A 20,603-nucleotide genomic window follows, 5' to 3' on the forward strand; every position below is an offset into this window, starting at 1 on the left:
GCCTAACCGAGGTGGGGACCCCGCCGGACCGGGTCGGGGCACCGGTCCGGCGGGGAAGACCACTACAGCCGCACCACCGTCGTCGCGCCGAAGGTGCCCTTGAGCGGCACCGTCACGGCCTTGCCGCGCACGGTCACCGTCACGCTGTCCTGCGTCTGCGTCGGGTCCGACACCGCCAGCTGACGCCGTCCGACCGCCACCGACGCCGGCCCCGACACCCGCACGTCACCGGCCGAGCCGGCGGCGAAGAAGTTCGCCAGCACCGTGCCGTCGGCGACGCGCACCGCCTGCACCACCGAAGTGTTCGCGAGAACGCGCCATGCCCACGACGCCGTCAGCGTGCCGATCACGGACGTGCCCGGCAGCACCGCGTACGCGTAGGTCGCGTCGACCGGCTTGACGCCGTGCTCCAGCACCAGCTTCTGGTACCGGCGCGTGTTCGGCGTCGTCGTGCCCTTGGTGTTGGCGCCGGTGTCGATGTCGCGCCACGCGCCCGTGCGGTCCTCGCGCAGCGCCGTCACCGACGCGTCGTCCAAGAGCACGTACCCGCCAACGTTCTCCAAGTGCAGCCAGCGCGACCGGCGCAGCGCCGAAGCCTTGCCGAGGTCGGTCGAAACGCGCCGGCCGTCCGCGAGCAGTGCACCGCAGCCGCCTTCGCCGAGGTTGCGGTTCTCGATCGTCGTACGCACCGCGCTGCCGGACGTGCTGGTGATGCCCGCCCCCAGGCACACGATCCCGGACGGCGTGAAGAACCACGACTTCTTCGCGACGAGCGAGCCGTCCCAGGACTTGAAGTCGAGCGCGAAGGCGCCGGTGCGCGCGTCCCAGCGGACGCCGCCGGTGTGCGGGTTCGGGCCGACCGGCACGCCGCCGAACTTCGGGTCGACCGGGCCGTCGTTCTCGGTCGTGCCCGGCAGCAGCAGCGGATCGACCGTCGGCCAGTAGGCGTCGGTGTAGTGGCCCTTGGCGTTCGGCAGGAAGGTGTAGAGCACGCCGTCGCCGACGTAGAAGCCCTTGAGGTTCTGGCCGTTGATGGACTCGTAGCGCGAGATGCGCGTCGAGCTGACGCCGAGGGACGCCGACCAGTCGTCGGTGACGTGCACCATCCGGTCCTGCTGGCCGAACACGCGGTGCGTCGCGGTGATCCGCGCCGGGCGCGCGCCCGAGGCCAGCATGTCCTGCGCGAACTCGATGCCCGGCGTCGCCACGAGGTCCGGGCCCGGCGCGAACCGCTCCGGGTCGGGGATCTTGAGGAACGGCGCATACGTCCCTTCCTTGATCCACTTCGCGGCGAGGGCGTTGAGGTCGGTCTTGGTCTTGCCGGACGCCGTGCGGGCCAGCACGAGCGTCGCGACCGTGAGCTGGTGGCCGATGTCGTGCCCGGTCTCGCCCTGACGCGAAAGCATCCGGCCGCGCACCGGCTCCATCAACGCGCCCGCGTAGACGAACGGGGCGAAGCTGTCCGCGACGAGCGCGTAGATCTTGTCCTTCAACGGCTGCGGCAGCGCGTACCCGGTGCCCGCCGTGACGTGGATGGCGCCGGCGAGCGCGGTGAGCAGGACGATGCCGTAGTGCCCGGGGTACGGGATGGTGTCGTGCTGGATGAACGAGCCGTCGACGTGGAAGCCGTCGCCGGCCGCGCGATCCAGCTTGGCGACGACGCTCGCCGCTCCCCCGCCCGCGACGTCGGTGAGCGCGTCGATGCCGGTCTTGATCCAGGCGGCATCGCCGAGCATCGCGCCGGAAACGATCGAGATGAGCGCCTTGTCCGCACGGTTCGCGCCGGTCTCGATCACCGACGCGTTGTTGGCGCGCAGGTTCGGGTTGCCGACGAACCGCTTCACTGGCGCGAGATAGCGGGTCAGCTGCTCCGCGGTGAGCTGGTCGGCGACCACCGACAGCGTGTGCAGCAGGTAGTACGGGATGCCGATCTCGTAGGTATACCAGTTGCCGATCTCGCCGACGTTTTCGTTGTACTGGCTCGTGTAGATCAGCTCGAGCGCCGCTTTGATCCGGTCGAGCACGACCGGGTCGCCGGCGAGCGCGCCGCCGGGGGTGCCCCAGTCGACGGCGATCGCGCGCAGCCGGGCGTACATCGACGTGGTGTAGTCGCTGCCGGGGCCGAGCGGCAGGTCCGTCCACAGTGGAGCGCCGCCACCGGCGACGGACAGGCTCGCGTTGTAGGCCTTGGCGACGCGGCCCAGGTTCGCGAGGGCTTCGGTGCGTTCGGGCGACGGCCGGTTGATGCCGGTCTGCAGCTGCCGATAGGCGGCGACGATCGGCGTGGTCGCGGCGGGCACCCCGCTCGTGGCCGGGGTGGACGCGGTTGCTGCGGAAGCGAACGCGGGACGTGTGAGCAACACGGTCGAAGCGGCCGCCAGCGCGCCGCCGCGCAGAGCGTTTCTCCGGTTCACGGGCATGGCAATGCCTCCCAGGAAGACATCCTCGGCTTACAGGGGAAAGGGGATTCAGTTGTGCGGCGGCGGTTTTCGGCACCGGAAACTGTCGGTGCCGGGCGATAGACTGGAAACGGGGGGCGCCCCCGCGGGACCAGGGGCTTCGGGTCGGGGGACCGGGTCAGCGGCGCCCAAAACTGTCGGTGCCAAACGGTAGAGTGGAAACTGGGGGGGCGCCCCCGCGGATCGGGGACTGCGGGCGGGGAATCGGGCTGACGGCGCCGGAAACTGTCGGTGCCGGGCGGTAAAGTGGAACCGGGGGGCGCCCCCGCGGGAGGCGCCCCGCCGGGTCAGCGGGAGCCGTCGGTGCGGCGGGGCAGCTGCCAGGGATTGGCCTCCTGCAAGGGTTCGGGCAGCAGCGCGTCCGGGAAGCCCTGCCACGCGAGCGGGCGCAGGAAGCGCTCGATCGCCGCGGTGCCGACGGACGTCGTGGTCGGGGCGGTCGTGGCCGGGTACGGGCCGCCGTGTTCCTGGGCCCAGCTCACCGTCACTCCGGTGGGCCAGTCGTTCCACAGCAGCCGCCCGGCGATGCGGCTCAGCGCCGGCAGCACCGGCCGGATCCAGTCCACATCGGACTCCTCGCCGTGGATCGTGGCGGTGAGCCCCGGTTCGATGACGTCGAGCAGGCTCAGCAGCTCGGCCTGGTCGGCGTACGTGACGATCAGCGACGCCGGCCCGAAGCACTCTTCGTGCACCGTGTCGCCGCCTTCGAGGAACTGCTTGCCGGTCGTGGCCAGCAGCGTCGGGGTGAACGCGGGCGACGAGGAATCCGACGACGACACGACCTCGACGCCCGGGACCTCCTGCAAGGCCGACAACTGGGAGGCATACCCGGCGGCGATGCGGTCGTTGAGCATCGGCTGGGCCGCGGCACCGTCCAACGCCGAGCGAAGCACGTCGGTCAGGTTGTGGTCCTCGGGCAGGAAAAGCAGCCCCGGCTTGGTGCAGAACTGTCCGGCGCCCAGGGTGAACGACCCCGCGTACCCCTTCGCGACGGCCTCTCCGCGCGCGGCGATGGCGGCCTCGGTGACGACGACCGGGTTGACGCTGCCCAGCTCGCCGTAGAACGGGATCGGCCGCGGCCGCGCGTTCGCGATGTCGAACAGCGCCCGCCCGCCGGGGATGGATCCGGTGAACGCCGCCGCCGCGATCCGCGGGTCCTTCAGCGCCGTGACGCCTTCCTCCTGGCCGAAGATCACGTCGAAGATGCCTTCGGGCGCGCCCGCGCCGATCAGGGCTTCGCGCACGATCCGGCCGGTCAGCGCGGACAGCTCCGGGTGGCCCGGGTGCGCCTTGAGGATCACCGGGCAGCCCGCGGCGAGCGCCGAAGCCGTGTCGCCGCCGGCGACGCTGAACGCGAACGGGAAGTTGCTGGCCGCGAACACCAGCACCGGGCCGATCGCGGTCTTGACGCGGCGGATGTCCGGACGCGGCCCCATCGGCCAGTCCGCGTCGGCGTGGTCGACGGTCGCGCCGAGGAACTCGCCGTCGGTGAGCACCTCGCCGAACAGGCGCAGCTGGAACGTCGTGCGCTTCAGCTCGCCGGCCAGCCGCGGGGTCGCGGGCAGGTGGGTCTCGCTGTGCGCCAGCGGGACGAGGTCGTCCGCGGCGGCGTCGAGCGCGTCGGCGGCCGCGACCAGCCAGCGGGCGCGCTCGGCCGGGGTGGCCGCGGCGGCGGGGCGGGCGGCCGCGGCGGCCCCCGCCAGGATCTTCTCGAGCGTGGCGGCGTCGGTGGCCTGGCTCATGAGTGGAACAGCTCCTCAGTTTTCACGGGCGGCGGCGGTGGCCGTGGCCAGGTCGCTCCAGCGACCCGGACCGGCCAGTCCGAGGTGGTACAGGTGCAGCTCCGCGGCACCCGCCTTGGCCAGCTCGCCGGCGTAGGCGGCGATGTCCGGCACCGGGGCGGCGGCGACCGCGGTGATGTAGCTGCCGATCGCGACCCGCTCGGGCAAGGCCTCCCGGGCCGCCGCGACGGCTTCGGCACCCGTGGCGGGCGCCCAGCCGAACAATACGACCGCGTCGACGTCGTCCGCAGCGGACGGCGTGAGACCCGGCAGCGCGCCGGTGACCCACGGGTCGAGCGCACCGTGCAGCACGATCCGCATCCCCGAAGGCAGCACCGCCAAAACCGCGGCCCGCAGCTCGTCGGTCGCCCGCTGCCGCACGCGCAGCAGCATCTGGGTCAGCTCCGGCGGCAGCCGGTCCCCGGTGACGCCCAGGTCGCCGGTCGCGACCAGCCGCCGGACCTCCTCGACGAGCTGGGCGCGGACGGTGTCCGCGTCGAGGTCCCACGAAGAAGCGCAGGCGTCGCAGCAGCAGATCGACAGCAGCCGGGCCACCGCGGGCGCCCACACGCCGTCGGTCTTCTCGTGCTGGTGCTGGTGCACCGCGCCGAGCGGGCCGCAGGCTTCGAGGATCACCGACGACAGCTCCAGCCCGGCGACCGCCGCCGCGGTCAGCTTCGCCGCGTACTCGCGCACGGCGGGCTGCGACGGGCACAGCGCCCACGGGTACGGCTCGCCGAAGCAGTTGCGCACCACGACGTCCGGGTGCTCGTAGCCGAGCCGGGAGTTGTGGGTCAGCACGATCCACGCGGCCGCCGGGACGCCGGCCTTGTTGAGCAGCCGCACGGCGTCACCCCCCGAGTCGTCCGAAGCCACCCAGTCCGGAGTGGACGGACGCAGCTCGCCCCACCCGTCCGAAACCGGCCGGTAGAACGCCGCGTGCCGCGCGACGACCGAAGTCCGCGAAGCCGACCACGGCGTCGCCGCGCGAGCGCTGTGGTACGACAGCGCCACGGCCACCTCGTCGACGCCGAGGTCCTGGACCCGCGAGACGAACCCGGGCTCCAGGACGTCCCAGGGGTAGGCGTATCCGGTCACCTTCACCGGGTCACCACCTCGCCGTGTTGGGCTCGAACCCGGCCACGTACTCGCGCATGTAGGTCACGTCGTCCCGTTTGGTCAGTCCACATCGGACGTAGTTCTCGTGCAACCGGGCCAGCGCGTCCTCGTCCAGCTTGACACCCAGCCCCGGCGTCGAAGGCACCGCCACGGCCCCTTCCCGGAAGGAAAGCACCCCCGGTTCGATGACGTCCTCGACCTTCCACGGCCAGTGCGTGTCGCACGCGTAGGTCAGGTGCGGGGTCGCCGCGGCGACCTGGACCATCGCGGCCAGGCTGATCCCGAGGTGGCTGTTGGAGTGCATCGACAACCCGACGCCGAAGCTCTCGCACGTCGTCGACAGCGACTGCGTCGCCCGCAAACCACCCCAGAAGTGGTGGTCCGACAGCAGGACGCCGATCGCGCGCGCCCGGAAGCCCGGGTCGATGTCGCCGAAGTTCACCACGCACATGTTGGTGGCCAAGGGCATCGACGCCTCGGCGGCCACCTGCGCCATGCCCTCGATCCCCGGCGTCGGGTCTTCGAGGTACTCCAGGACGCCGTCGAGCTCACCGGCCACCCGGATGCCGGTCTGCGGAGTCCACGCGCCGTTCGGGTCGATCCGCAGCGGGTGCCCGGGGAACGCCTCGGCCAGCGCGCGGATCCCGTCGACCTCCTGGGCCGGCTCGTAGACCCCGCCCTTGAGCTTGATCGAGCGGAAGCCGTACTCGTCGATCATCCGCTTCGCCGAGCCCACCAGGGTTTCCGGCGTGGTGATCTCGCCCCACGAGTCCTCGCGGCCGTCGACGTGCTTGCCGTACTTGTAGAACAGGTAGGCGGAGAACTCGACGGTGTCACGCGCCTTGCCGCCGAGCAGGTCGGTGATCGGCCGGCCGAGGTACTGCCCCTGGGCGTCCAGGCACGCGACCTCGAACAGCGAGTACACGCTGGCCACGGTCTTGCGGATGGAGAACCCGCCGATCAGCCCGTGCGCGTCGGTCAGGACCGTGTCCGACAACGCCCGCGCGACCAGCCGCTGCAGCCCCGGCAGGTCGAAGACGTCGTGGCCGCGCAACTGCGGCAGCACCTTGCGCACCTCGCCGAGGAACGCCGAGTCCCCATAGGACTCGCCGAGCCCGACGATGCCGTCCTCGCACTTCACCTGCACGACGCTGCGCAGCGCGAACGGCTCGTGCACGCCCATGACGTTGAGCAGCGGCGGGTCGGCGAACGCGACCGGCGTCAGCACCACATCGAGGATCTTCATCAGCCCAGCGCCTTCAGCGTGACGAAGCCGTCCTCCACGATCTTCTCGAGCCGGTGGATCTGCTCCGGCGTCGGCTCGACCAGCGGCGGCCGGACCGGGCCGACCTTGTCGCCGCGCAACCGCGCGGCCGCCTTCACCAGCGAGACGGCGAAGCCGGGCGTCTCGTCCCGCAGCGCCACCAGCGGCAGGTAGAAACCGGTCAGCAGCGCGTCCATGACACGCGTGTCGCCCTCGCCGAGCGCGCGGTGGAAGCGGTGCGCGATCTCCGGCGCGAAGCAGTGCACGGCCGAGGAGTAGCGGGCGACGCCGATCGAGGCGTACGCCTTCGCCGAGACCTCCGCGGTCGGCAACCCGTTGAAGAACAGGAACTTCCGCGCGCGCTCGGTGTCCAGCGACCGGATGGTGGTCACGATCCGGGTCATCACCTCGACGTCGCCGTAGCCGTCCTTGAGGCCCACGACCGAGGGGATGTCGAGCAGCGACGCCGCGGCCGGCGCGCCGAACACGCCGGTGCCGCGGTGGTAGACGATCACCGGCACCGAAGAGTCACCGACGGCGTAGCGGACGAAGTCGACCAGACCCGCCTGCGGCCCCGAGACGAGGTACGGCGGCAGCAGCAGGACGCCGTCCGCACCCCCCGCCTGGGCCGCCGCGACGCCGGCCCGCGCCGACGCCGCGCCGCCCCCGGCGCCCACCCAGACCGGGACGCGGCCGGCGGCCACCTCCCGCGAACGGGTGAGCACCGAGGCCTGCTCGGCAGGAGAGAGCGAGCTGAACTCGCCGGTGCCGCACGCGACGAACAGCGCACCGGCGCCCGCCGCGATGTGGCTCTCCACGTTCTCCGCGAGCGCGTCGAGGTTGACCTCGAGGTCCTCGGTGAACGGGGTGAGGGGGAACGCCAGCAGGCCGTCCAGCTCGATCTCGTTCTGTGCCATCAGTTTCCGCTCTCTCGTCCTTTTTCGGTTTCGGCCGGGTGTGGCCAGCGTCAGGCGGGCACGGTCGTGCCTTCCTTCGTGCGGTCGACGTCGTCGTCGGTGTTCACGGTGTCGACGATCTCATCGGTGACCGCGCTGCGCTCGGGCGCGATCAGCCCGAGGCCGACGTAGAGGGCGAGCGAGACCAGGATCGGCGTCGCGACGAGCACCGTCTGGTTCGCGTTGAAGACGTAGTAGACGAGCGCGTAGTCGATCAGGCCGCCCGCCCAGGAGATCAGCGCCGCGCGCGGGCCGCACTTGCGGAACCACGGCAGCATGCCCAGCAGCAGCGGGATCGAGATCGGGCCCATCAGCGCGGCGACCCAGTTGACGACGATCTGCAGCACGCCACCGAGGTTCTGCGCCTGCGTGGCCACGAGCATCGTCAGCGCGACGAAGATCACCGTGGTGATCCGGGCCGCCTTGAGGCCCTGCACGTCGGTCCACTGCCGGGTGCGGCGGAACATCGCCGGGATCATGTCGCGGGTGATCACCGCGGAGATCGCGTTGGCGTCGGAGGAGACCATCGCCATGGTGTGCGAGAAGATCCCGGCCAGCACCAGGCCGATCAGGCCCGGCGGCAGGAACGTCGTCGTCATGATCGCGTAGGACTGGGTGGGGTCCTTGACGCCCGGGATGAGCAGCGGCGCCGCGAACATCGGGAACATCAGCACCAGCGGCCACACGAGGTACAGCGCGGAGGAAAGCCGCGCACCGCGCCGGGCTTCGTGGGTGTTCGGCGCCGCCATGTAGCGCTGCGCCAGGTTCCACATGCCTCCGTTGTACTCCAGCGTCTTCACGAGCACGTAAACGAGCAAGAAGATGGTGGTGTACTTGGACGTCACCGGGTCGAGGTGGTTTTCGGGCAGCTTGTCCCACATCGTCCAGAGCGCGGAGATCCCGCCGAGCTTGCCCAGCACGACGACGATCATCACGATCGCCGCGATGCCCTGGATGACGAACTGGCCGAAGTCGGTGAGCGCGTCGGCCCACAGGCCGCCGATGGTGCAGTAGACGAGGGTGACCGCGCCGGTGATGAGGATGCCGAGGTTGTAGTCGAGCCCGGCGAACACGTGCAGCAGCGTCGCGACGGCGAACCACTTGGCCGCGATGTCGAAGATCTTCAGCAGGCTGCCGCTCCAGGCGAGCGCCTGCTGCGTCGGCACGTTGTACCGCTTGGCCAGGTACTCCAGCGGCGAGGCGACGCCGAGCTTCGAGCGCAACCGGTTCCAGCGCGCGGCGAACAGCCAGCTGCCGATGCCCACGCCGATGCCGATGCTGGCGAAGCCCCAGAAGTACACGGTGACGCCGCTGGTGTACGCGACGCCCGCGTACGCGACGAAGAGCACGGCGCTGTAGCCGGACATGTGGTGCGAGATGCCGGCCAGCCACCACGGCATCTTGCCGCCGGCCGTGAAGAAGTCCTTCACGTCGCTGACCCGTTTGTGCGACCACCAGCCGATCACGATCATCAGCGCGAAGTACGCGCAGACCATCGTCCAGTCGAGTGCGTGCACCGCAGGCTCCCTTCCGCGTCCACTTCGATGTGGTCGAGCTGTTCACATCTATGAACGGAGTCTGTTATAGTGATTATGTTCATCCATAAGAACGTTGTTCGGGACGCTAATATGGCCGGAGTCACAAGTCAACGGCCGGACGGAGGAGCACAAATGCCGCAAAAGGTGGACAACCCGGCAGCGGCCGACGGCGCCCCCGCCGAGTCGTCCGGTGTGAAATCCGCGCGCCGGGCCGTCGACCTCATCGAGACGTTCGCGGCGAACGACGTCTGGCTGTCGCTGTCCGACCTGCACGCGCGCACGGGCTTCCCGCGCTCGTCGCTGCACGGCCTGCTCCGGACGCTCCTGGAAGCCGGCTGGCTGGAAGCCGACACGAACACCGCCCGCTACCGCCTCGGCGTCCGCGCGCTGATCTGCGGCACGGCGTACCTGGACCGCGACGCCGTCGTCCCGTTCGCCACCGAAGCCCTGGAGCGGATCCGGGAGAAGACCGGCTTCACCGCGCACTTCGCGCGGCGCAACGGCACCGAGGTCGTCTACCTGGAGACGCGGGAGTCGCAGCGCTCGACGCACCTCGTCTCCCGCGTCGGGCGTACGCTGCCCGCGCACGCGACCGCGCTGGGCAAGGCGCTGCTGGCCGAGCTGACGCACGACGAGATCGAGGCGCTGGTGCTGCCGGCGTCGATGACCGCGCTGACGCCGAACACCATCACCACGCTCGAAGGCCTGCACGCCGAGTGCGCCGCGACCCGCGAGCGCGGGTACGCCGCCGAGGTCGAGGAGGGCACGCTGGGCGTCCGCTGCGTCGCCGCGGTGATCCCCTACCGGATCCCGGGCACGGACGCGATCAGCTGCTCGATGCCGATTTCCCAGGTGACCGACGCCGACGCGCAGCGCGTCGGCGAGCTGCTCGCCGAAACCACCGCCGAGCTCGGGCAGCAGCTGCGCCGGGCCGGTATCCGATAACACCTCAGTCCGCCGCCACTTCCTGTTAGGAGAGGAAATCCATGACGGACCAGCGCGTGCTCATCACCGGGTCGGCGGGTGTCGTCGGCACCCTGATGCGGCCCCGCTTGAAGCGCGACGGCCGGGTGCTGCGCCTGCTCGACGTCGCCCCGCAGACGGCGTCGGACGCCTCCGAAGAGATCGTGACGGCGTCGGTGACCGACGCGGCGGCGATGGCGGCGGCGTGCGAAGGCGTCGACGCGCTGATCCACCTGGGCGGGCACAGCCGCGAGAACTCGTGGGAAGCGACCCTCGACGTCAACATCAACGGCACGCACACCGTGCTGGAGGCCGCACGCGCGGCGGGTGTTTCCCAGGTCGTCCTGGCGTCGAGCAACCACGCGGTCGGCTTCCGGCGCAACGACTCCGACCTGCCGGCCGACTCGTCCCCGCGCCCGGACACCTACTACGGCGTCTCCAAGGCGGCGATCGAGGCGCTCGGGAGCCTGTACCACTCGCGGTTCGGCATGGACGTGATCGTGATCCGGATCGGCTCGTGCTTCGAGACGCCGTTGCCGCTCGGGCCGCGCGGGTTGACGACGTGGCTGTCGCCGGACGACGGCGCCCGGCTGTTCGAGGCGTGCCTCGCGGCGCCGTCGCCGGGGTACCGGCTGATCTGGGGCGTCTCGGACAACACGCGCCGGATCTATTCGCTGGCCGAGGCGGAAGCGCTGGGGTACAAGTCCCTGGACGACGCCGAGGTGTACGCGGAGCAGCTGGCGTCGAAGCCCGCGCCGACGGGGATCGCGGCCGAGTACGTCGGCGGCCCGTTCTGCACCGCTCCCCTGGGCGCGTTCAACCCGCTCTGACGTTGTCCGTGAATGGCACATTGACGGACACTTAGGCCCTCAATGTGCCATTCACGGCCTTGGTACTAGTACCTTCGCGGCTTCCCGCGTTCCCCGGTTCTCGCCAGGGTGGCCGCATGATCTTGAAGTCCCGCCGCGCGCGGAAGTGGACCATCGTGGTGGCGTGCGTGCTGGTCGTCGTGCTCGGCGGCGCGGTCACGCTGTTCGAAGTGTCGAGGTCGCGGACGTTCCAGTTCTTCGGCACGCTCGTGAACCGCGTCGAGACGACGGAGAAGGTCGTCGCGCTCACCTTCGACGACGGCCCCGACCCGGCCGGCGCGCACGCCATCCTGGACACCCTGCGGAGCCGTCAGGTCCCGGCGACGTTCTTCCTCATCGGCCGGGACATCGCCGCGCACCCCGATCTCGCGCACGACATCGCCGCGGCGGGCCACGAACTCGGCAACCACAGCTTCAGCCACGAGCGGATGATCGGCGTGACGCCGGCGTGGGTCGCGGACGAGGTCGAGGCGACCGACGCCCTCATCCGTGCGGCGGGCTACTCCGGCGAGATCCTGTTCCGGCCGCCGAACGGCAAGAAGCTCTTCGCCCTGCCGCACTACCTGGCGTCGCACAACCGGACGACGATCACGTGGGACGTCGAGCCGGACTCCGACGGGACCCCCGACGCGGCGACCGTCGTTTCGACGACAGTGGACCAGGTCCGGCCGGGCTCGATCGTGCTGCTGCACGGGATGTACGCGTCCCGCGAGCAGACCCGGCTGGCGATCGGGCCGATCATCGACCGGCTCGAGGAGCGGGGCTACCGGTTCGTGACCGTGTCCGGGTTGATCGGCTGAGCAGCAGCCCGACCACCAGGACACCGGCCAGGCACGGGACCAACCCCGCCCACCCCAGCGCGGGTGGCAGCGCCGGCTCGCCCGAGGTGTCCTCGACGAGCAGGCCGGCCAGCCCGGTCGCCACGCCGAGCACGAGCAGCACGGTCGCGGCGGCGTGGGCCCACCGCTTGCCCGCCCGGACGGCCCAGGCCGTGCCGAGCCAGCCGAGCACGCCCAGCGCCCCGACGCTCGCCAGCAGGACGAGGTAGGTGCCGACGGCCGAGCCGATCTGCGCCGGGGTGTAGGCCGGGTAGCCGGCGCGGACGTGGTCGGCCGGCACGGACCGGTCTGCGAACGGGACCACCGTGGCGGCGACGGTCAGGAGGAGCCCGGCCCCGGCGACCGCCGGAACGCGTCGTGCGGTCACTCCGGCTCCCCGCCCATCGCCAGCCGGGTGAACGCGGCCAGCGCGCCGTCGATCGGGTGGGGCTGGGGGGCGGCCCTGCTCGTCGAGCCGGTTCCAGCGTTGCGTGTTCACCGCGATCGCGAACTGCCGCCGGCCGTCCGCGCGCGCCGCCGCGAGCGTTCCGCCGCCCCAGACCGTGCCGCCGTGGCCCCAGAACTCCGTCGACTCCACCGGGTGCAGGCCCAGGCCGTAGTCGATCAGCTTGCCCTCCTGGGAAATCACGCGGACCGTCCGCCGCATCTCCGCCAGCGATGCCGGGGCGACGATCTCGCCCGCCAGCAACAACGCGAAGAAGCGGTTGAGGTCCGCGACCGTCGAGATCAGCGAAGCCGCCGGCCCCACCCACGACATGTCGAAGACGCTGTAGTCGCGCGGCGGGTCGATCATGCCGAACCACGACTCGTACAGCTTCGAGTGCGGTCCCTCGACGTGCGTTCCGGTGGGGAACCCGGTGTGCCGCAGCCCGGCGCGGTCGATGACGTCGCGGGTGATGCACTCCTCCGCGCTGCCGCCGGTCACGTGCGCCAGCAACCGGCCCAGCAGCAGGTAGTTCGTGTTCGAGTACACCCCGGGACCGCCGCCCGGCGTGCCGACCGGCGGCGCGCCGACGCCCAGCCCGATCAGCTCGACCGGGTCGAACCGCGTGAACCGGTGGTCGTCGAAGCTGTCCGGCCGGGTGGCCGCCAGGTCGGGGAACGCCTTGAGGCTCGGGTAGGCGTACGGGAGGTACTCGGCGAGCCCGCTGGTGTGGTCGATCAGCATCCGGACGGTGATCGCCCGCCCGCGATCACCGGGGACGAGCGAGGGCAGGTAATGGCCGATCGGGGTGTCGAGCCCGATCCGGCCGGCCTCGACCTGGCGCAGCACCGCCGCGGCGGTGAACGTCTTCGTGACGCTGCCGACGCGGTGGCGCAGGCCGGCGGAGACCGGGTGGCCGGTCTCGACGTCGGCGACGCCCGCGGCGCCGCACCAGACCTGGTCACCGGCCCGTACCTCGGCGAACACGCCCGGCACGCCGGCGCGGTGGACCGCGTGCAGAGCGGCGTCCAGCTTCGCGTGATCCATGGGGACTCCTTTCGGGAAGCGGAAGTGTCCTCATTATGCACGCACCGCGTGCAACAGCAAGTGCATAAGCTATGCTGACGGTCGGCGAAAGGACGACATGGCGAACCGCAGGCGTTGGACGACCGAGGAAATCCTGGACACGGCGGCGGAGCTGCTGCGCCGCGGCGACGCCGAGTCGTTCAGCGTGCGCAAGCTCGCCGCGGAGCTGGGGACCGACTCGTCGAGCCTCTACCGGCACTTCCGCACGAAGACCGAGCTGCTGCGCGCGCTCGCGGACCGGATCCTCGTGGGCGCCATGGCCGGGTACCGCCCCGAGGGCGACTGGAAGCAGCGCCTGACCGCGCTGGCCCTGCGCCTGCGCGAGGCGTTCGGCGAGCAGCCGCAGATCGCGGTGGTCTGGGGCCGCTACGCCTCCAGCGGCGCCGGGTCGCGGCTGGTGATGGAAGAGGTGCTGCAGGCCTTGCGCGCGTCAGGCCTGCCCGACGAGCAGATCCCCGCGCGCTACCACCGGATCGCGATCCTGTTCGCCGCGCTGATCGCGTCCGAGGCCGGCGTCAGCACCGTCACGCCCGAGGAACACGAGCAGGGCATGGAGCTGTTCCGCGTCGCGGTGCTGGGCGCCGACCCCGACCGCTTCCCCGCTTTGGCCCACTTCGCCCGCGAGGTCCGCCCGCTCGGCGCCGACCGCCGCGCGGCGTTCGAAGAGCTCGTCGCCGCCCAGCTCGCCGACATCGAAGCCGCGCTCCCCTGACCGGCGGGCACCTCGAGGCCGACCACCCACTCGCCCTCGCACGGCCCGTGCGTCACCACTCCGCCGGCCGCCGCGGCCTGCTCCGCAAGGCCAGCCGTAGCCCTTCCCCACCCAGCTCGCCGACATCGAAGCCGCGATCAGTGCGCGACCCGCAGGGCCGGCACCTCGAGACTGACCACCCACTCGCCCTCGTGCGGCCCGTGCGTCACCACTCCCCCGGCCGCCGCGGCCTGCTCCGCAAGGCCCGCCAAGCCGTACCCCGCACCGGTTCGCGGAGTCCCCTTCAGGGTGTTGCGCGCGGTGATCGTCAACGGCTCCCCGGTTTCGACGTCCACCCGCAGCCGGACGCCGGGACCGTTGTGCCGCACCGCGTTCACCGCCGTCTCCGCGACGAACCGCTCGGCCAGCTCGCGCACCGGACGCGGCAGGACGGGCAGCACCGGGTCGCGGTCGAGGACCAGGCCCGCGGTGCGCAGCCGGGCCAGCACCTCCGCGAGGTCCGGCGGCCGGTCGGCGTCGTCGCGCAGGTCGTCGAGCGTGCGGCGGACCAGCGTGAGCGCGCCGCGGCCGGCGGCCAGCAGCGTGTCGAGGCGCTCGCGGTCGGCGTCGGTCAGGTCGCCGACCGCGCGCAGCGTCTCGGCCTGCACCAGCATCACGGCCGTGGTCTGGGCGAGCGTGTCGTGCAGGCGCCGGGCGGCGCGCTCGGCCCGGTCGGCGAGGGCCCGCCGGCGTTCGGCACCGAGCAGCCACGCGACCGCGCAGATCGTGACGGCCAGGAGCGTGCCGTCGAACGGGCCTTTCGCCGGGTACACGGTGATCCCGACCGCCAGCGCGGCCGCGGCGGCGAGCCACCGCCGCGGCGTGCTGTACAGCGCGAGCAGCACCGGCACGTACATCGTGTTGCGCGGCTGGTCGAGCAGGAGGTGCCCGGCGGTGGCGAGCGTGACGACCACGAGCACGACGGCGGGCGCGCGCCGCGACCACAGCAGCGGGACCAGCTGGACCGCGCTGAGCAGCGCCGCGACCCAGCCCTGGTGCGGGGTCCAGGCGCCGCTGGCGAAGAACACCGCGGCGGCCGCGGCCGTCGTGACGGAACTCTGGCGCATGCCGCCGACAGTAGAGTGCGGGCATGATCCGGGTTCAGGTCGTCGACGACCACGCGCTGGTGCGCGAAGGCATCGCCCTGATCCTGGCCGCGCAGCCGGACCTCGACGTCGTCGGGCGGTACGCGAGCGGTCCCGAGCTGCTCGGCTCGTCCGTCGCGGCGGACGTCGTGCTGCTGGACCTCTACCTGCCCGGCATGGACGGCCTCGAAGTCCTGCGCCGCCTGCCGCCCACGGCACCGCGGGTGCTGATGCTGACGACGGTCGGCCGGCCCCGCGAGATCCGTGAAGCCCTGGCCGCGGGCGCGGCCGGGTTCGTGCTGAAGGACTCCTCCGGCGACGAGCTCGCGGCCGCGGTCCGGGCCGCCCACCACGGCGTGACGGCTATGAGCCCGGCCGTGGCGAGCGCGTTGAGCGCGGGTGGCGCCCTGACCCCACGTGAACGGGACGTCCTGGAACTGCTGGGTGAAGGACTGTCCAATCGGGACATCGCGACGCGGCTGCGGCTGGCCGAGCGGACGGTCAAGGCGCACGTCGGGAACGTGCTGGCCAAGCTGGGCGTCACGAGCCGCACCCAGGCGGCGCTCGTGGCCAGGGACCGGTGATCCCGTCGTGGTGCGCGGAGCACCTCGGGAGCGCCCCGATCGAGGTGCTCTTCGCACGCGAGTCGCTGTCCGAGGTGGTCGGGCTGCGGCTGGCCGACGGCCGCGAAGTGGTCGTGAAGGCTCGTGAAGCCGAAGGCCGGGAGGCGTCCTGCGTCGCCGCCCAGGTGTGGCTGGCGGAGCGCGGATTTCCTTGTGCGCGACCGATCACGGACGTCGTCCCCGCCGGCTCGCTGGCCGTCCACGCGGAGGAGTCGCGGCCCGGGGGCGAGATGCTGCTCGGCGACACCCCGGACGTCGCCCGGCGCTACGCGGCGGTGTTCGCGTGGCTGATGCGGGAGCTGGCCGGTGTCATCGTCCCGCCGCCGTTGCCGAACCCGCGCTGGGCGCGTTGGGACCACCGGGATCCGGGGCTGTGGCCGGCGATCGGGTTCCTCGACGAGCGGGACCAGAGCGCCGTGCCCGCGCACGTCGTCGAGACGGCGACGCGGGCCCGGAAGAGGTTGCTGGCCACGGATCTGCCGTGCGTACTGGGCCACGCCGACTTCGAAGCCCAGAACCTCCGCTGGCACGACGGCGAGATCTGGGCCGTGCACGACTGGGACAGCTTGGCCTGGCAACCGGAAGCCGCGCTGGCGGGAGCGGCTTCCGGGACGTTCGCCAACGCTTCGCCGCCGACCTTGGCCCCCATCGCGAGTTCCGCCGCGTTCTTGGCGACGTACCAGGGCTTGCGCGGCCGCCGGTTCACCGCGGAGGAAGAGGAAGCCGCGTGGGCGGCGAGCCTGTGGACGGCTGCGCACAACGCGCGGTGGGAGGCACTGCACGGCGATCCCCCGGTGTGCGGCGAGGCGGTGCGGACGCAGGCGGCCGAACGGCTTCGCCGCGCGGGCGCGTGACGGTCACCCCCTGACGTACCGGGTCAGCATCGCGACCAGCTCGTCCTCCAGCTTCCCGAGCTCCACCGGCTCGTGGTCGGCCACAAGCTGGTGGATCACCAGCTCGACCGTCGTGACGATCAGCCGGGCCGCCGTCTCCGTGTCGGCGACCCGGACCTCGGGGTGCTCGTCCAGCAGCTCCCGCATGTAGGCGACCAGGTTCTTCTTGAGCAGCTCGACCCGCTCGAGGACGTCGGTCGACTTCGGGGCCTGCTCCAGCAGCACCCGCAGCAGCCGGGGCTCGTCGAGGTGGCTTTCGATCGCGCCGCGGACGAAGAGCCGGAAGATCTCCTCGATCGGGCCGGGCAGCTCTTCGCGCTGGACCCGCTCGGCGATCGCCGCGCCGTCGTCGAGGTGGCGGACCAGCAGCTCGGCCAGGATCGCGTCCTTGTTCGGGAAGTACTGGTACAGCGAGCCGATCGAGATCCCGGCCCGCTCGGCGATGCGGTTGGTGGTGCCGGCGGCGTAGCCGTGGTCGCCGAAAACGTGAGCAGCCGCGGTCAGGATCCGCTGCCGGGTCAGCTCGGCGCGGACCTGACGCGGCTGTTTACGTGGCTGGATGCGGCGCTGGTCCGGCGTCACGGGGCTCCCTTCTCCGGTGGTCAAAAGCGAGTAGCGCGAGATCTGAATGTTTGCTCATAATTGTGCCATGACCAGCACAAACACGCTGAGCACCCGGTACCGGCGGGTCTCCATGGCCGAGGTCAGGAGCCGGCTGGGCGCGCCCGAGGAGATGCTCGAAGGCAAGAAGCTCGACCACGTCGACAAGCACGCCCGGCGCTTCATCGCCCACTCGCCGTTCCTCGCGCTGGCCACCTCCGACGCCTCGGGCCGCGGGGACTGCTCGCCCCGCGGCGACTACCCCGGCTTCGCCAAGGTGCTCGACGAGCACACGCTCGCCCTGCCCGACCGGCCCGGCAACAAGATCGCCGACTCGTTCCGCAACATCGCCGAGAACGACGGCGTCGGCCTGATGTTCCTCATCCCCGGCATGCGCGAAGTGCTGCGCGTCAACGGAAGCGCGTACGTCACCGACGACGAGGACGTGCTCGCCCGGATGCGCACCGAAGCGAAGGCGCCGATGCTGGCCATCATCGTCGAGGTCGCCGAGGCGTACTTCCACTGCGGCCGCGCGCTGCTGCGGTCGCGGCTGTGGGACCCCGCCAGCCAGGCGCTGGCCGCGGAAATGCCGTCGGCCGGCGAGATCGTCACCGACCAGCTCGGCGTGGCCGTCGACCCGGCGGTGTTCGAGCAGATCCTCGAAGAGAGCTACCGGAAGCTGTACTGACCATGCAGAAGACGATCCTGGACCGCGTCGAGCACGTCGCCGACGACGTCGTCTCCCTCGTGCTGCGCGGCGACGAAGGCGACCTGGCGCCGTGGGAGCCCGGCGCGCACATCGACCTCGCGCTGCCGAACTGGCTGACCCGGCAGTACTCGCTGTGCGGCGATCCCGCCGACCTTTCCGCCTACCGCATCGCCGTCCGGCACGACCCGCTGAGCCGCGGCGGCTCCGAGTACGTCCACCTGTACCTGCGTCCCGGCCGGACGCTCGAAGTTTCGTTGCCGCGCAACCACTTCGCGCTGGTGCCGGCGTCGGAGTACCTGTTCGTGGCGGGCGGGATCGGGATCACGCCGATCCTCCCGATGCTGCGGGCCGCCGGGACCGGGGCGACGCTGGTGTACGCGGGCCGCTCGGCCTCGGCCATGCCGTTCGCGGCGCAACTGCGGGCCGAGTACGGCGATCGCGTGCGGCTGTTCGACCGCGGCCGCCCGGATCTCGCGGCGCTGGCGGCGGAGTTCCCGGCGGCGGAGGTGTACTGCTGCGGCCCGGGGTCCATGGTGGACGCGGCCGAAGCGCTGTTCCCCCGGGTGCACACCGAACGCTTCCAGCCCACCGAGCGCGTCTTCGGGCCGGACACGCCGTTCGAGGTCGTGTGCGCCCGCTCCGGGGAAACCGTTCCGGTCCCGGCCGGCGAATCCCTGCTCGACGTGCTGAACCACGCCGGCAAGCCGGTGCCCTCGGGCTGCCGTGAAGGCGTCTGCGGGAGCTGCGAACTGTCCGTCCTCGACGGCGATCCCGAGCACCGCGACGACATCGGCGCACCGGACGGGCGGATGTACCCGTGCGTGTCGCGTGCGTTGTCGCCCCGGCTCGTCCTGGACGTCTGATGATCCCGAAGGTGCGCCGCCCGGCTTCGCGGCGGATGATCACGCTCCAGGTCCTGTCGAACACCGCGCCCAGCCCGGCGTTCCGGACGGTCACGCTCGGCGGCGCGGCGCTCGAGGACCTCGACGTCGTGGGTGACGACCAGGCCGTGCGGCTCTTCTTCCCCCGGGAGGGCCAGGAGGCGCTGCGGATGCCGACCCGGAACCACGAGGGCTGGATGGCCGAGGTGCTGATGATGCCGAAGTCGCGCCGGCCGTGGGTGCGCAACTACACGATCCGGCGAGCCCGTCCGGGCGAGATCGACATCGAGTTCGCCCTGCACGACGGCGACGCCCCGGCGGCCTCCTGGGCCCGGCGGGCGCGTCCCGGTGATCCGGCGGGTGTGTTCGACCTGGGGGGCAGCTACCTGCCGCCGTCCGGAGTGGCGTGGCAGCTGCTGGCCGGGGACGAGAGCGCGCTGCCGGCGATCCTGGCGATCCTCGAAGGCGCGGCGTCCGACCTGGTGGCGGAGGTGTTCCTGGAGGTGCCGTCGACGGCGGACGTCCGGGCGGTCGAGGCGCCGGCGGGAGTGCGCGTGCACTGGCTGCCCCGGGACGAGCCGGGCCGCCGTCCGGGCACGCTGGCGCTCAAGGCGATCGAGGCCGCGGAGCTCCCGGAGGGGCGCGCGTACACGTGGGTGGCCGGGGAGAGCGCGCTGGCCACGGGCGTCCGGCGGCACCTGGTCCGTGAGCGCGGCCGGCCGAAGGCGGACATCGCGTTCCTCGGCTACTGGCGCCACGGCCGCGCGGCCCCGGGCTGAGCGCCGCGGAGCTTTCACGTGAAAGCTACCCGGAGCGCGCACTCCGGGTCACTTTCACGTGAAAGTGACGCTAGCCTCGACGTCGAGGAGGCAGGCGTGGGCGAACTCGGGCTGGCCGACACGAACGGCATCCTCGCGCTGCCCTGGGTCCGGCCCGAACGCACCAGCGCCGGGCTCGGCTGGGACCGGGTCTACGTCTCCAAGCAGCGGGAACGTCCGTACCGGGCCGAGTTCGCGGCCGCCGGCAGCCACCAGCTGATCCTGCACCTCGACGGCCCCGTGACGGTCCGGCGCGCCGTCGGAACCCCGCGCGAGCGCAGCCGCCGGATGCCGGTGGGCGGGCTGTTCCTGCAGCCGTCGCACGCGGACCTGTCGGTGGAGCTGGGCGGCGAGCTCGAGACGGTCCACGTGTACGTCGCGGACGACGCCGTGCAGGAGGCGGCGGGCGAGCACGCCCCGATCCGGCTCGCGGAGGAGCTCGGCAGCACGGACCCCCTGCTGGAGCAGCTGGTGCTCAGCTTGGACGGAGTGGTCCGCGACTGGGAACCGAGCGCGCGAACGTACGCGGACCAGCTGGGCGCGCTGGTGGCGGCGCAACTGGTCCGCCGCCACCACGCGGGGCCGGTCCCGGAGCCGGCGGCGGCGCGGGGGTTGTCCGACCGGCAGTTCACCCGGGTCCGGGACTTCATGGCCGAACGCCTGGCCGAGGCGGTGCCGCTGGCCGAGCTGGCGACGCTGGCGGGGTTGAGCGTGAGCCAGTTTTCCCGCCAGTTCAAGGCGCGCACGGGGGTGCCACCGCACCGGTACCTGCTGAGGTTGCGGGTGGAGCGGGCGGGGTTGCTGCTGCGCACGGGGGATGAGCCGATCGCGGAGATCGCGGCTCGGTGCGGCTTCTCGCACCAGGAGCACTTGACGCGGGTGCTGCGGGCGCAGCTGGGTACGACACCGGCGGCCCTGCGCCGGACGGGCTGAAGGGCACCCTCG

General features: G+C 71.9%; 19 protein-coding genes. 10 read left to right on the top strand and 9 right to left on the bottom strand.

Annotated elements, in window-relative coordinates:
• Positions 1-62 precede the first annotated feature (62 nt).
• The 6 genes from BLV96_RS12095 to BLV96_RS12120 form a co-directional block, all read right to left on the bottom strand.
• Complete coding sequence (locus BLV96_RS12095) at positions 63-2,420, bottom strand: polysaccharide lyase 8 family protein (protein ID WP_091389070.1); 2,358 nt, start codon at positions 2,418-2,420, stop codon at positions 63-65.
• 326 nt (positions 2,421-2,746) lie between these two features.
• On the bottom strand, positions 2,747-4,201 hold the full coding sequence (locus BLV96_RS12100) for an aldehyde dehydrogenase (NADP(+)) (protein WP_086683456.1): 1,455 nt from the start codon (positions 4,199-4,201) through the stop codon (positions 2,747-2,749).
• 15 nt (positions 4,202-4,216) lie between these two features.
• Positions 4,217-5,344, bottom strand: coding sequence for an alpha-amylase family protein (locus tag BLV96_RS12105; RefSeq protein WP_086683452.1), 1,128 nt, complete (start codon positions 5,342-5,344; stop codon positions 4,217-4,219).
• A gap of 4 nt (positions 5,345-5,348) precedes the next feature.
• Entirely contained in the window at positions 5,349-6,605 is a 1,257-nt protein-coding gene (locus BLV96_RS12110) for a glucarate dehydratase family protein (protein ID WP_091389073.1), read from the bottom strand.
• Positions 6,605-7,540, bottom strand: a complete 936-nt coding sequence (locus BLV96_RS12115) for a 5-dehydro-4-deoxyglucarate dehydratase (protein WP_086675633.1) — start codon at positions 7,538-7,540, stop codon at positions 6,605-6,607. The genes BLV96_RS12110 and BLV96_RS12115 overlap by 1 nt, the downstream gene beginning before the upstream one ends.
• Before the next feature lie 50 nt (positions 7,541-7,590).
• Positions 7,591-9,096 (bottom strand): sodium:solute symporter family protein, encoded by a 1,506-nt coding sequence (locus BLV96_RS12120; protein ID WP_086675634.1) that lies wholly within the window; start codon positions 9,094-9,096, stop codon positions 7,591-7,593.
• Positions 9,097-9,249: 153 nt separating this feature from the next.
• Between BLV96_RS12120 and BLV96_RS12125 the strand changes: the two genes are divergently transcribed.
• The 3 genes from BLV96_RS12125 (at position 9,250) to BLV96_RS12135 (ending at position 11,749) form a co-directional block, all read left to right on the top strand.
• Positions 9,250-10,062 carry an IclR family transcriptional regulator gene (locus tag BLV96_RS12125; protein ID WP_086675635.1) on the top strand — a complete coding sequence of 271 codons (813 nt, stop codon included), beginning with the start codon at positions 9,250-9,252 and terminating at the stop codon, positions 10,060-10,062.
• Positions 10,063-10,103: 41 nt separating this feature from the next.
• Positions 10,104-10,910 carry an NAD-dependent epimerase/dehydratase family protein gene (locus tag BLV96_RS12130; protein WP_086675636.1) on the top strand — a complete coding sequence of 269 codons (807 nt, stop codon included), beginning with the start codon at positions 10,104-10,106 and terminating at the stop codon, positions 10,908-10,910.
• A gap of 116 nt (positions 10,911-11,026) precedes the next feature.
• Positions 11,027-11,749 carry a polysaccharide deacetylase family protein gene (locus BLV96_RS12135; RefSeq protein WP_167379581.1) on the top strand — a complete coding sequence of 241 codons (723 nt, stop codon included), beginning with the start codon at positions 11,027-11,029 and terminating at the stop codon, positions 11,747-11,749.
• Here BLV96_RS12135 and BLV96_RS12145 read toward each other — a convergent pair.
• Entirely contained in the window at positions 11,688-13,259 is a 1,572-nt protein-coding gene (locus tag BLV96_RS12145; protein ID WP_244180179.1) for a serine hydrolase domain-containing protein, read from the bottom strand. The two genes, BLV96_RS12135 and BLV96_RS12145, sit on opposite strands and share 62 nt — an antisense overlap.
• Positions 13,260-13,356: 97 nt before the next feature.
• Between BLV96_RS12145 and BLV96_RS12150 the strand changes: the two genes are divergently transcribed.
• On the top strand, positions 13,357-14,010 hold the full coding sequence (locus BLV96_RS12150; protein WP_086675638.1) for a TetR/AcrR family transcriptional regulator: 654 nt from the start codon (positions 13,357-13,359) through the stop codon (positions 14,008-14,010).
• Between the two features lie 137 nt (positions 14,011-14,147).
• Here BLV96_RS12150 and BLV96_RS12155 read toward each other — a convergent pair whose 3' ends face one another.
• Positions 14,148-15,116: a histidine kinase gene (locus tag BLV96_RS12155; protein WP_086675639.1), complete on the bottom strand. Its 969-nt coding sequence runs from the start codon at positions 15,114-15,116 to the stop codon at positions 14,148-14,150.
• A gap of 23 nt (positions 15,117-15,139) precedes the next feature.
• On the opposite strand from BLV96_RS12155, the gene BLV96_RS12160 reads away from it, so the two are divergent.
• Together BLV96_RS12160 and BLV96_RS12165 are read left to right on the top strand one after the other, a co-directional pair.
• The gene (locus tag BLV96_RS12160) at positions 15,140-15,718 is read left to right on the top strand and encodes a LuxR C-terminal-related transcriptional regulator (protein ID WP_086675640.1); all 579 of its coding nucleotides are present in this window, start codon (positions 15,140-15,142) and stop codon (positions 15,716-15,718) included.
• Positions 15,715-16,611, top strand: a complete 897-nt coding sequence (locus BLV96_RS12165) for an aminoglycoside phosphotransferase/kinase family protein (protein ID WP_086675641.1) — start codon at positions 15,715-15,717, stop codon at positions 16,609-16,611. The genes BLV96_RS12160 and BLV96_RS12165 overlap by 4 nt, the downstream gene beginning before the upstream one ends.
• 3 nt (positions 16,612-16,614) lie before the next feature.
• Here the strand turns inward: BLV96_RS12165 and BLV96_RS12170 are convergent, their stop codons facing one another.
• Positions 16,615-17,232, bottom strand: coding sequence for a TetR/AcrR family transcriptional regulator (locus tag BLV96_RS12170; RefSeq protein WP_086675642.1), 618 nt, complete (start codon positions 17,230-17,232; stop codon positions 16,615-16,617).
• A 67-nt stretch (positions 17,233-17,299) separates the two neighbouring features.
• Here BLV96_RS12170 and BLV96_RS12175 point away from each other — a divergent pair, with 67 nt between their 5' ends.
• From BLV96_RS12175 to BLV96_RS12190, 4 genes are all read left to right on the top strand, one after another.
• Positions 17,300-17,938, top strand: a complete 639-nt coding sequence (locus BLV96_RS12175; RefSeq protein WP_086675643.1) for an MSMEG_1061 family FMN-dependent PPOX-type flavoprotein — start codon at positions 17,300-17,302, stop codon at positions 17,936-17,938.
• A 2-nt stretch (positions 17,939-17,940) separates the two neighbouring features.
• Positions 17,941-18,822: a PDR/VanB family oxidoreductase gene (locus BLV96_RS12180; protein ID WP_086675644.1), complete on the top strand. Its 882-nt coding sequence runs from the start codon at positions 17,941-17,943 to the stop codon at positions 18,820-18,822.
• Entirely contained in the window at positions 18,822-19,619 is a 798-nt protein-coding gene (locus tag BLV96_RS12185) for a siderophore-interacting protein (RefSeq protein ID WP_086675645.1), read from the top strand. The genes BLV96_RS12180 and BLV96_RS12185 overlap by 1 nt, the downstream gene beginning before the upstream one ends.
• Positions 19,620-19,715: 96 nt before the next feature.
• Positions 19,716-20,591, top strand: a complete 876-nt coding sequence (locus BLV96_RS12190; protein WP_086675646.1) for a helix-turn-helix domain-containing protein — start codon at positions 19,716-19,718, stop codon at positions 20,589-20,591.
• Positions 20,592-20,603 lie beyond the last annotated feature (12 nt).

This window comes from Amycolatopsis pretoriensis (assembly GCF_900107925.1).
Lineage (GTDB): Bacteria > Actinomycetota > Actinomycetes > Mycobacteriales > Pseudonocardiaceae > Amycolatopsis > Amycolatopsis pretoriensis.

Bases quoted from the DNA above. Each gene is read 5' to 3' on its own strand.
- BLV96_RS12145 (WP_244180179.1), bottom strand. From the start codon at position 13,259: ATGGATCACGCGAAGCTGGACGCCGCTCTGCACGCGGTCCACCGCGCC.
- BLV96_RS12160 (WP_086675640.1), top strand. From the start codon at position 15,140: ATGATCCGGGTTCAGGTCGTCGACGACCACGCGCTGGTGCGCGAAGGC.
- BLV96_RS12125 (WP_086675635.1), top strand. From the start codon at position 9,250: ATGCCGCAAAAGGTGGACAACCCGGCAGCGGCCGACGGCGCCCCCGCC.
- BLV96_RS12135 (WP_167379581.1), top strand. From the start codon at position 11,027: ATGATCTTGAAGTCCCGCCGCGCGCGGAAGTGGACCATCGTGGTGGCG.
- BLV96_RS12150 (WP_086675638.1), top strand. From the start codon at position 13,357: ATGGCGAACCGCAGGCGTTGGACGACCGAGGAAATCCTGGACACGGCG.
- BLV96_RS12110 (WP_091389073.1), bottom strand. From the start codon at position 6,605: ATGAAGATCCTCGATGTGGTGCTGACGCCGGTCGCGTTCGCCGACCCG.
- BLV96_RS12115 (WP_086675633.1), bottom strand. From the start codon at position 7,540: ATGGCACAGAACGAGATCGAGCTGGACGGCCTGCTGGCGTTCCCCCTC.
- BLV96_RS12100 (WP_086683456.1), bottom strand. From the start codon at position 4,201: ATGAGCCAGGCCACCGACGCCGCCACGCTCGAGAAGATCCTGGCGGGG.
- BLV96_RS12130 (WP_086675636.1), top strand. From the start codon at position 10,104: ATGACGGACCAGCGCGTGCTCATCACCGGGTCGGCGGGTGTCGTCGGC.
- BLV96_RS12175 (WP_086675643.1), top strand. From the start codon at position 17,300: ATGACCAGCACAAACACGCTGAGCACCCGGTACCGGCGGGTCTCCATG.
- BLV96_RS12180 (WP_086675644.1), top strand. From the start codon at position 17,941: ATGCAGAAGACGATCCTGGACCGCGTCGAGCACGTCGCCGACGACGTC.
- BLV96_RS12185 (WP_086675645.1), top strand. From the start codon at position 18,822: ATGATCCCGAAGGTGCGCCGCCCGGCTTCGCGGCGGATGATCACGCTC.
- BLV96_RS12095 (WP_091389070.1), bottom strand. From the start codon at position 2,420: ATGCCCGTGAACCGGAGAAACGCTCTGCGCGGCGGCGCGCTGGCGGCC.
- BLV96_RS12155 (WP_086675639.1), bottom strand. From the start codon at position 15,116: ATGCGCCAGAGTTCCGTCACGACGGCCGCGGCCGCCGCGGTGTTCTTC.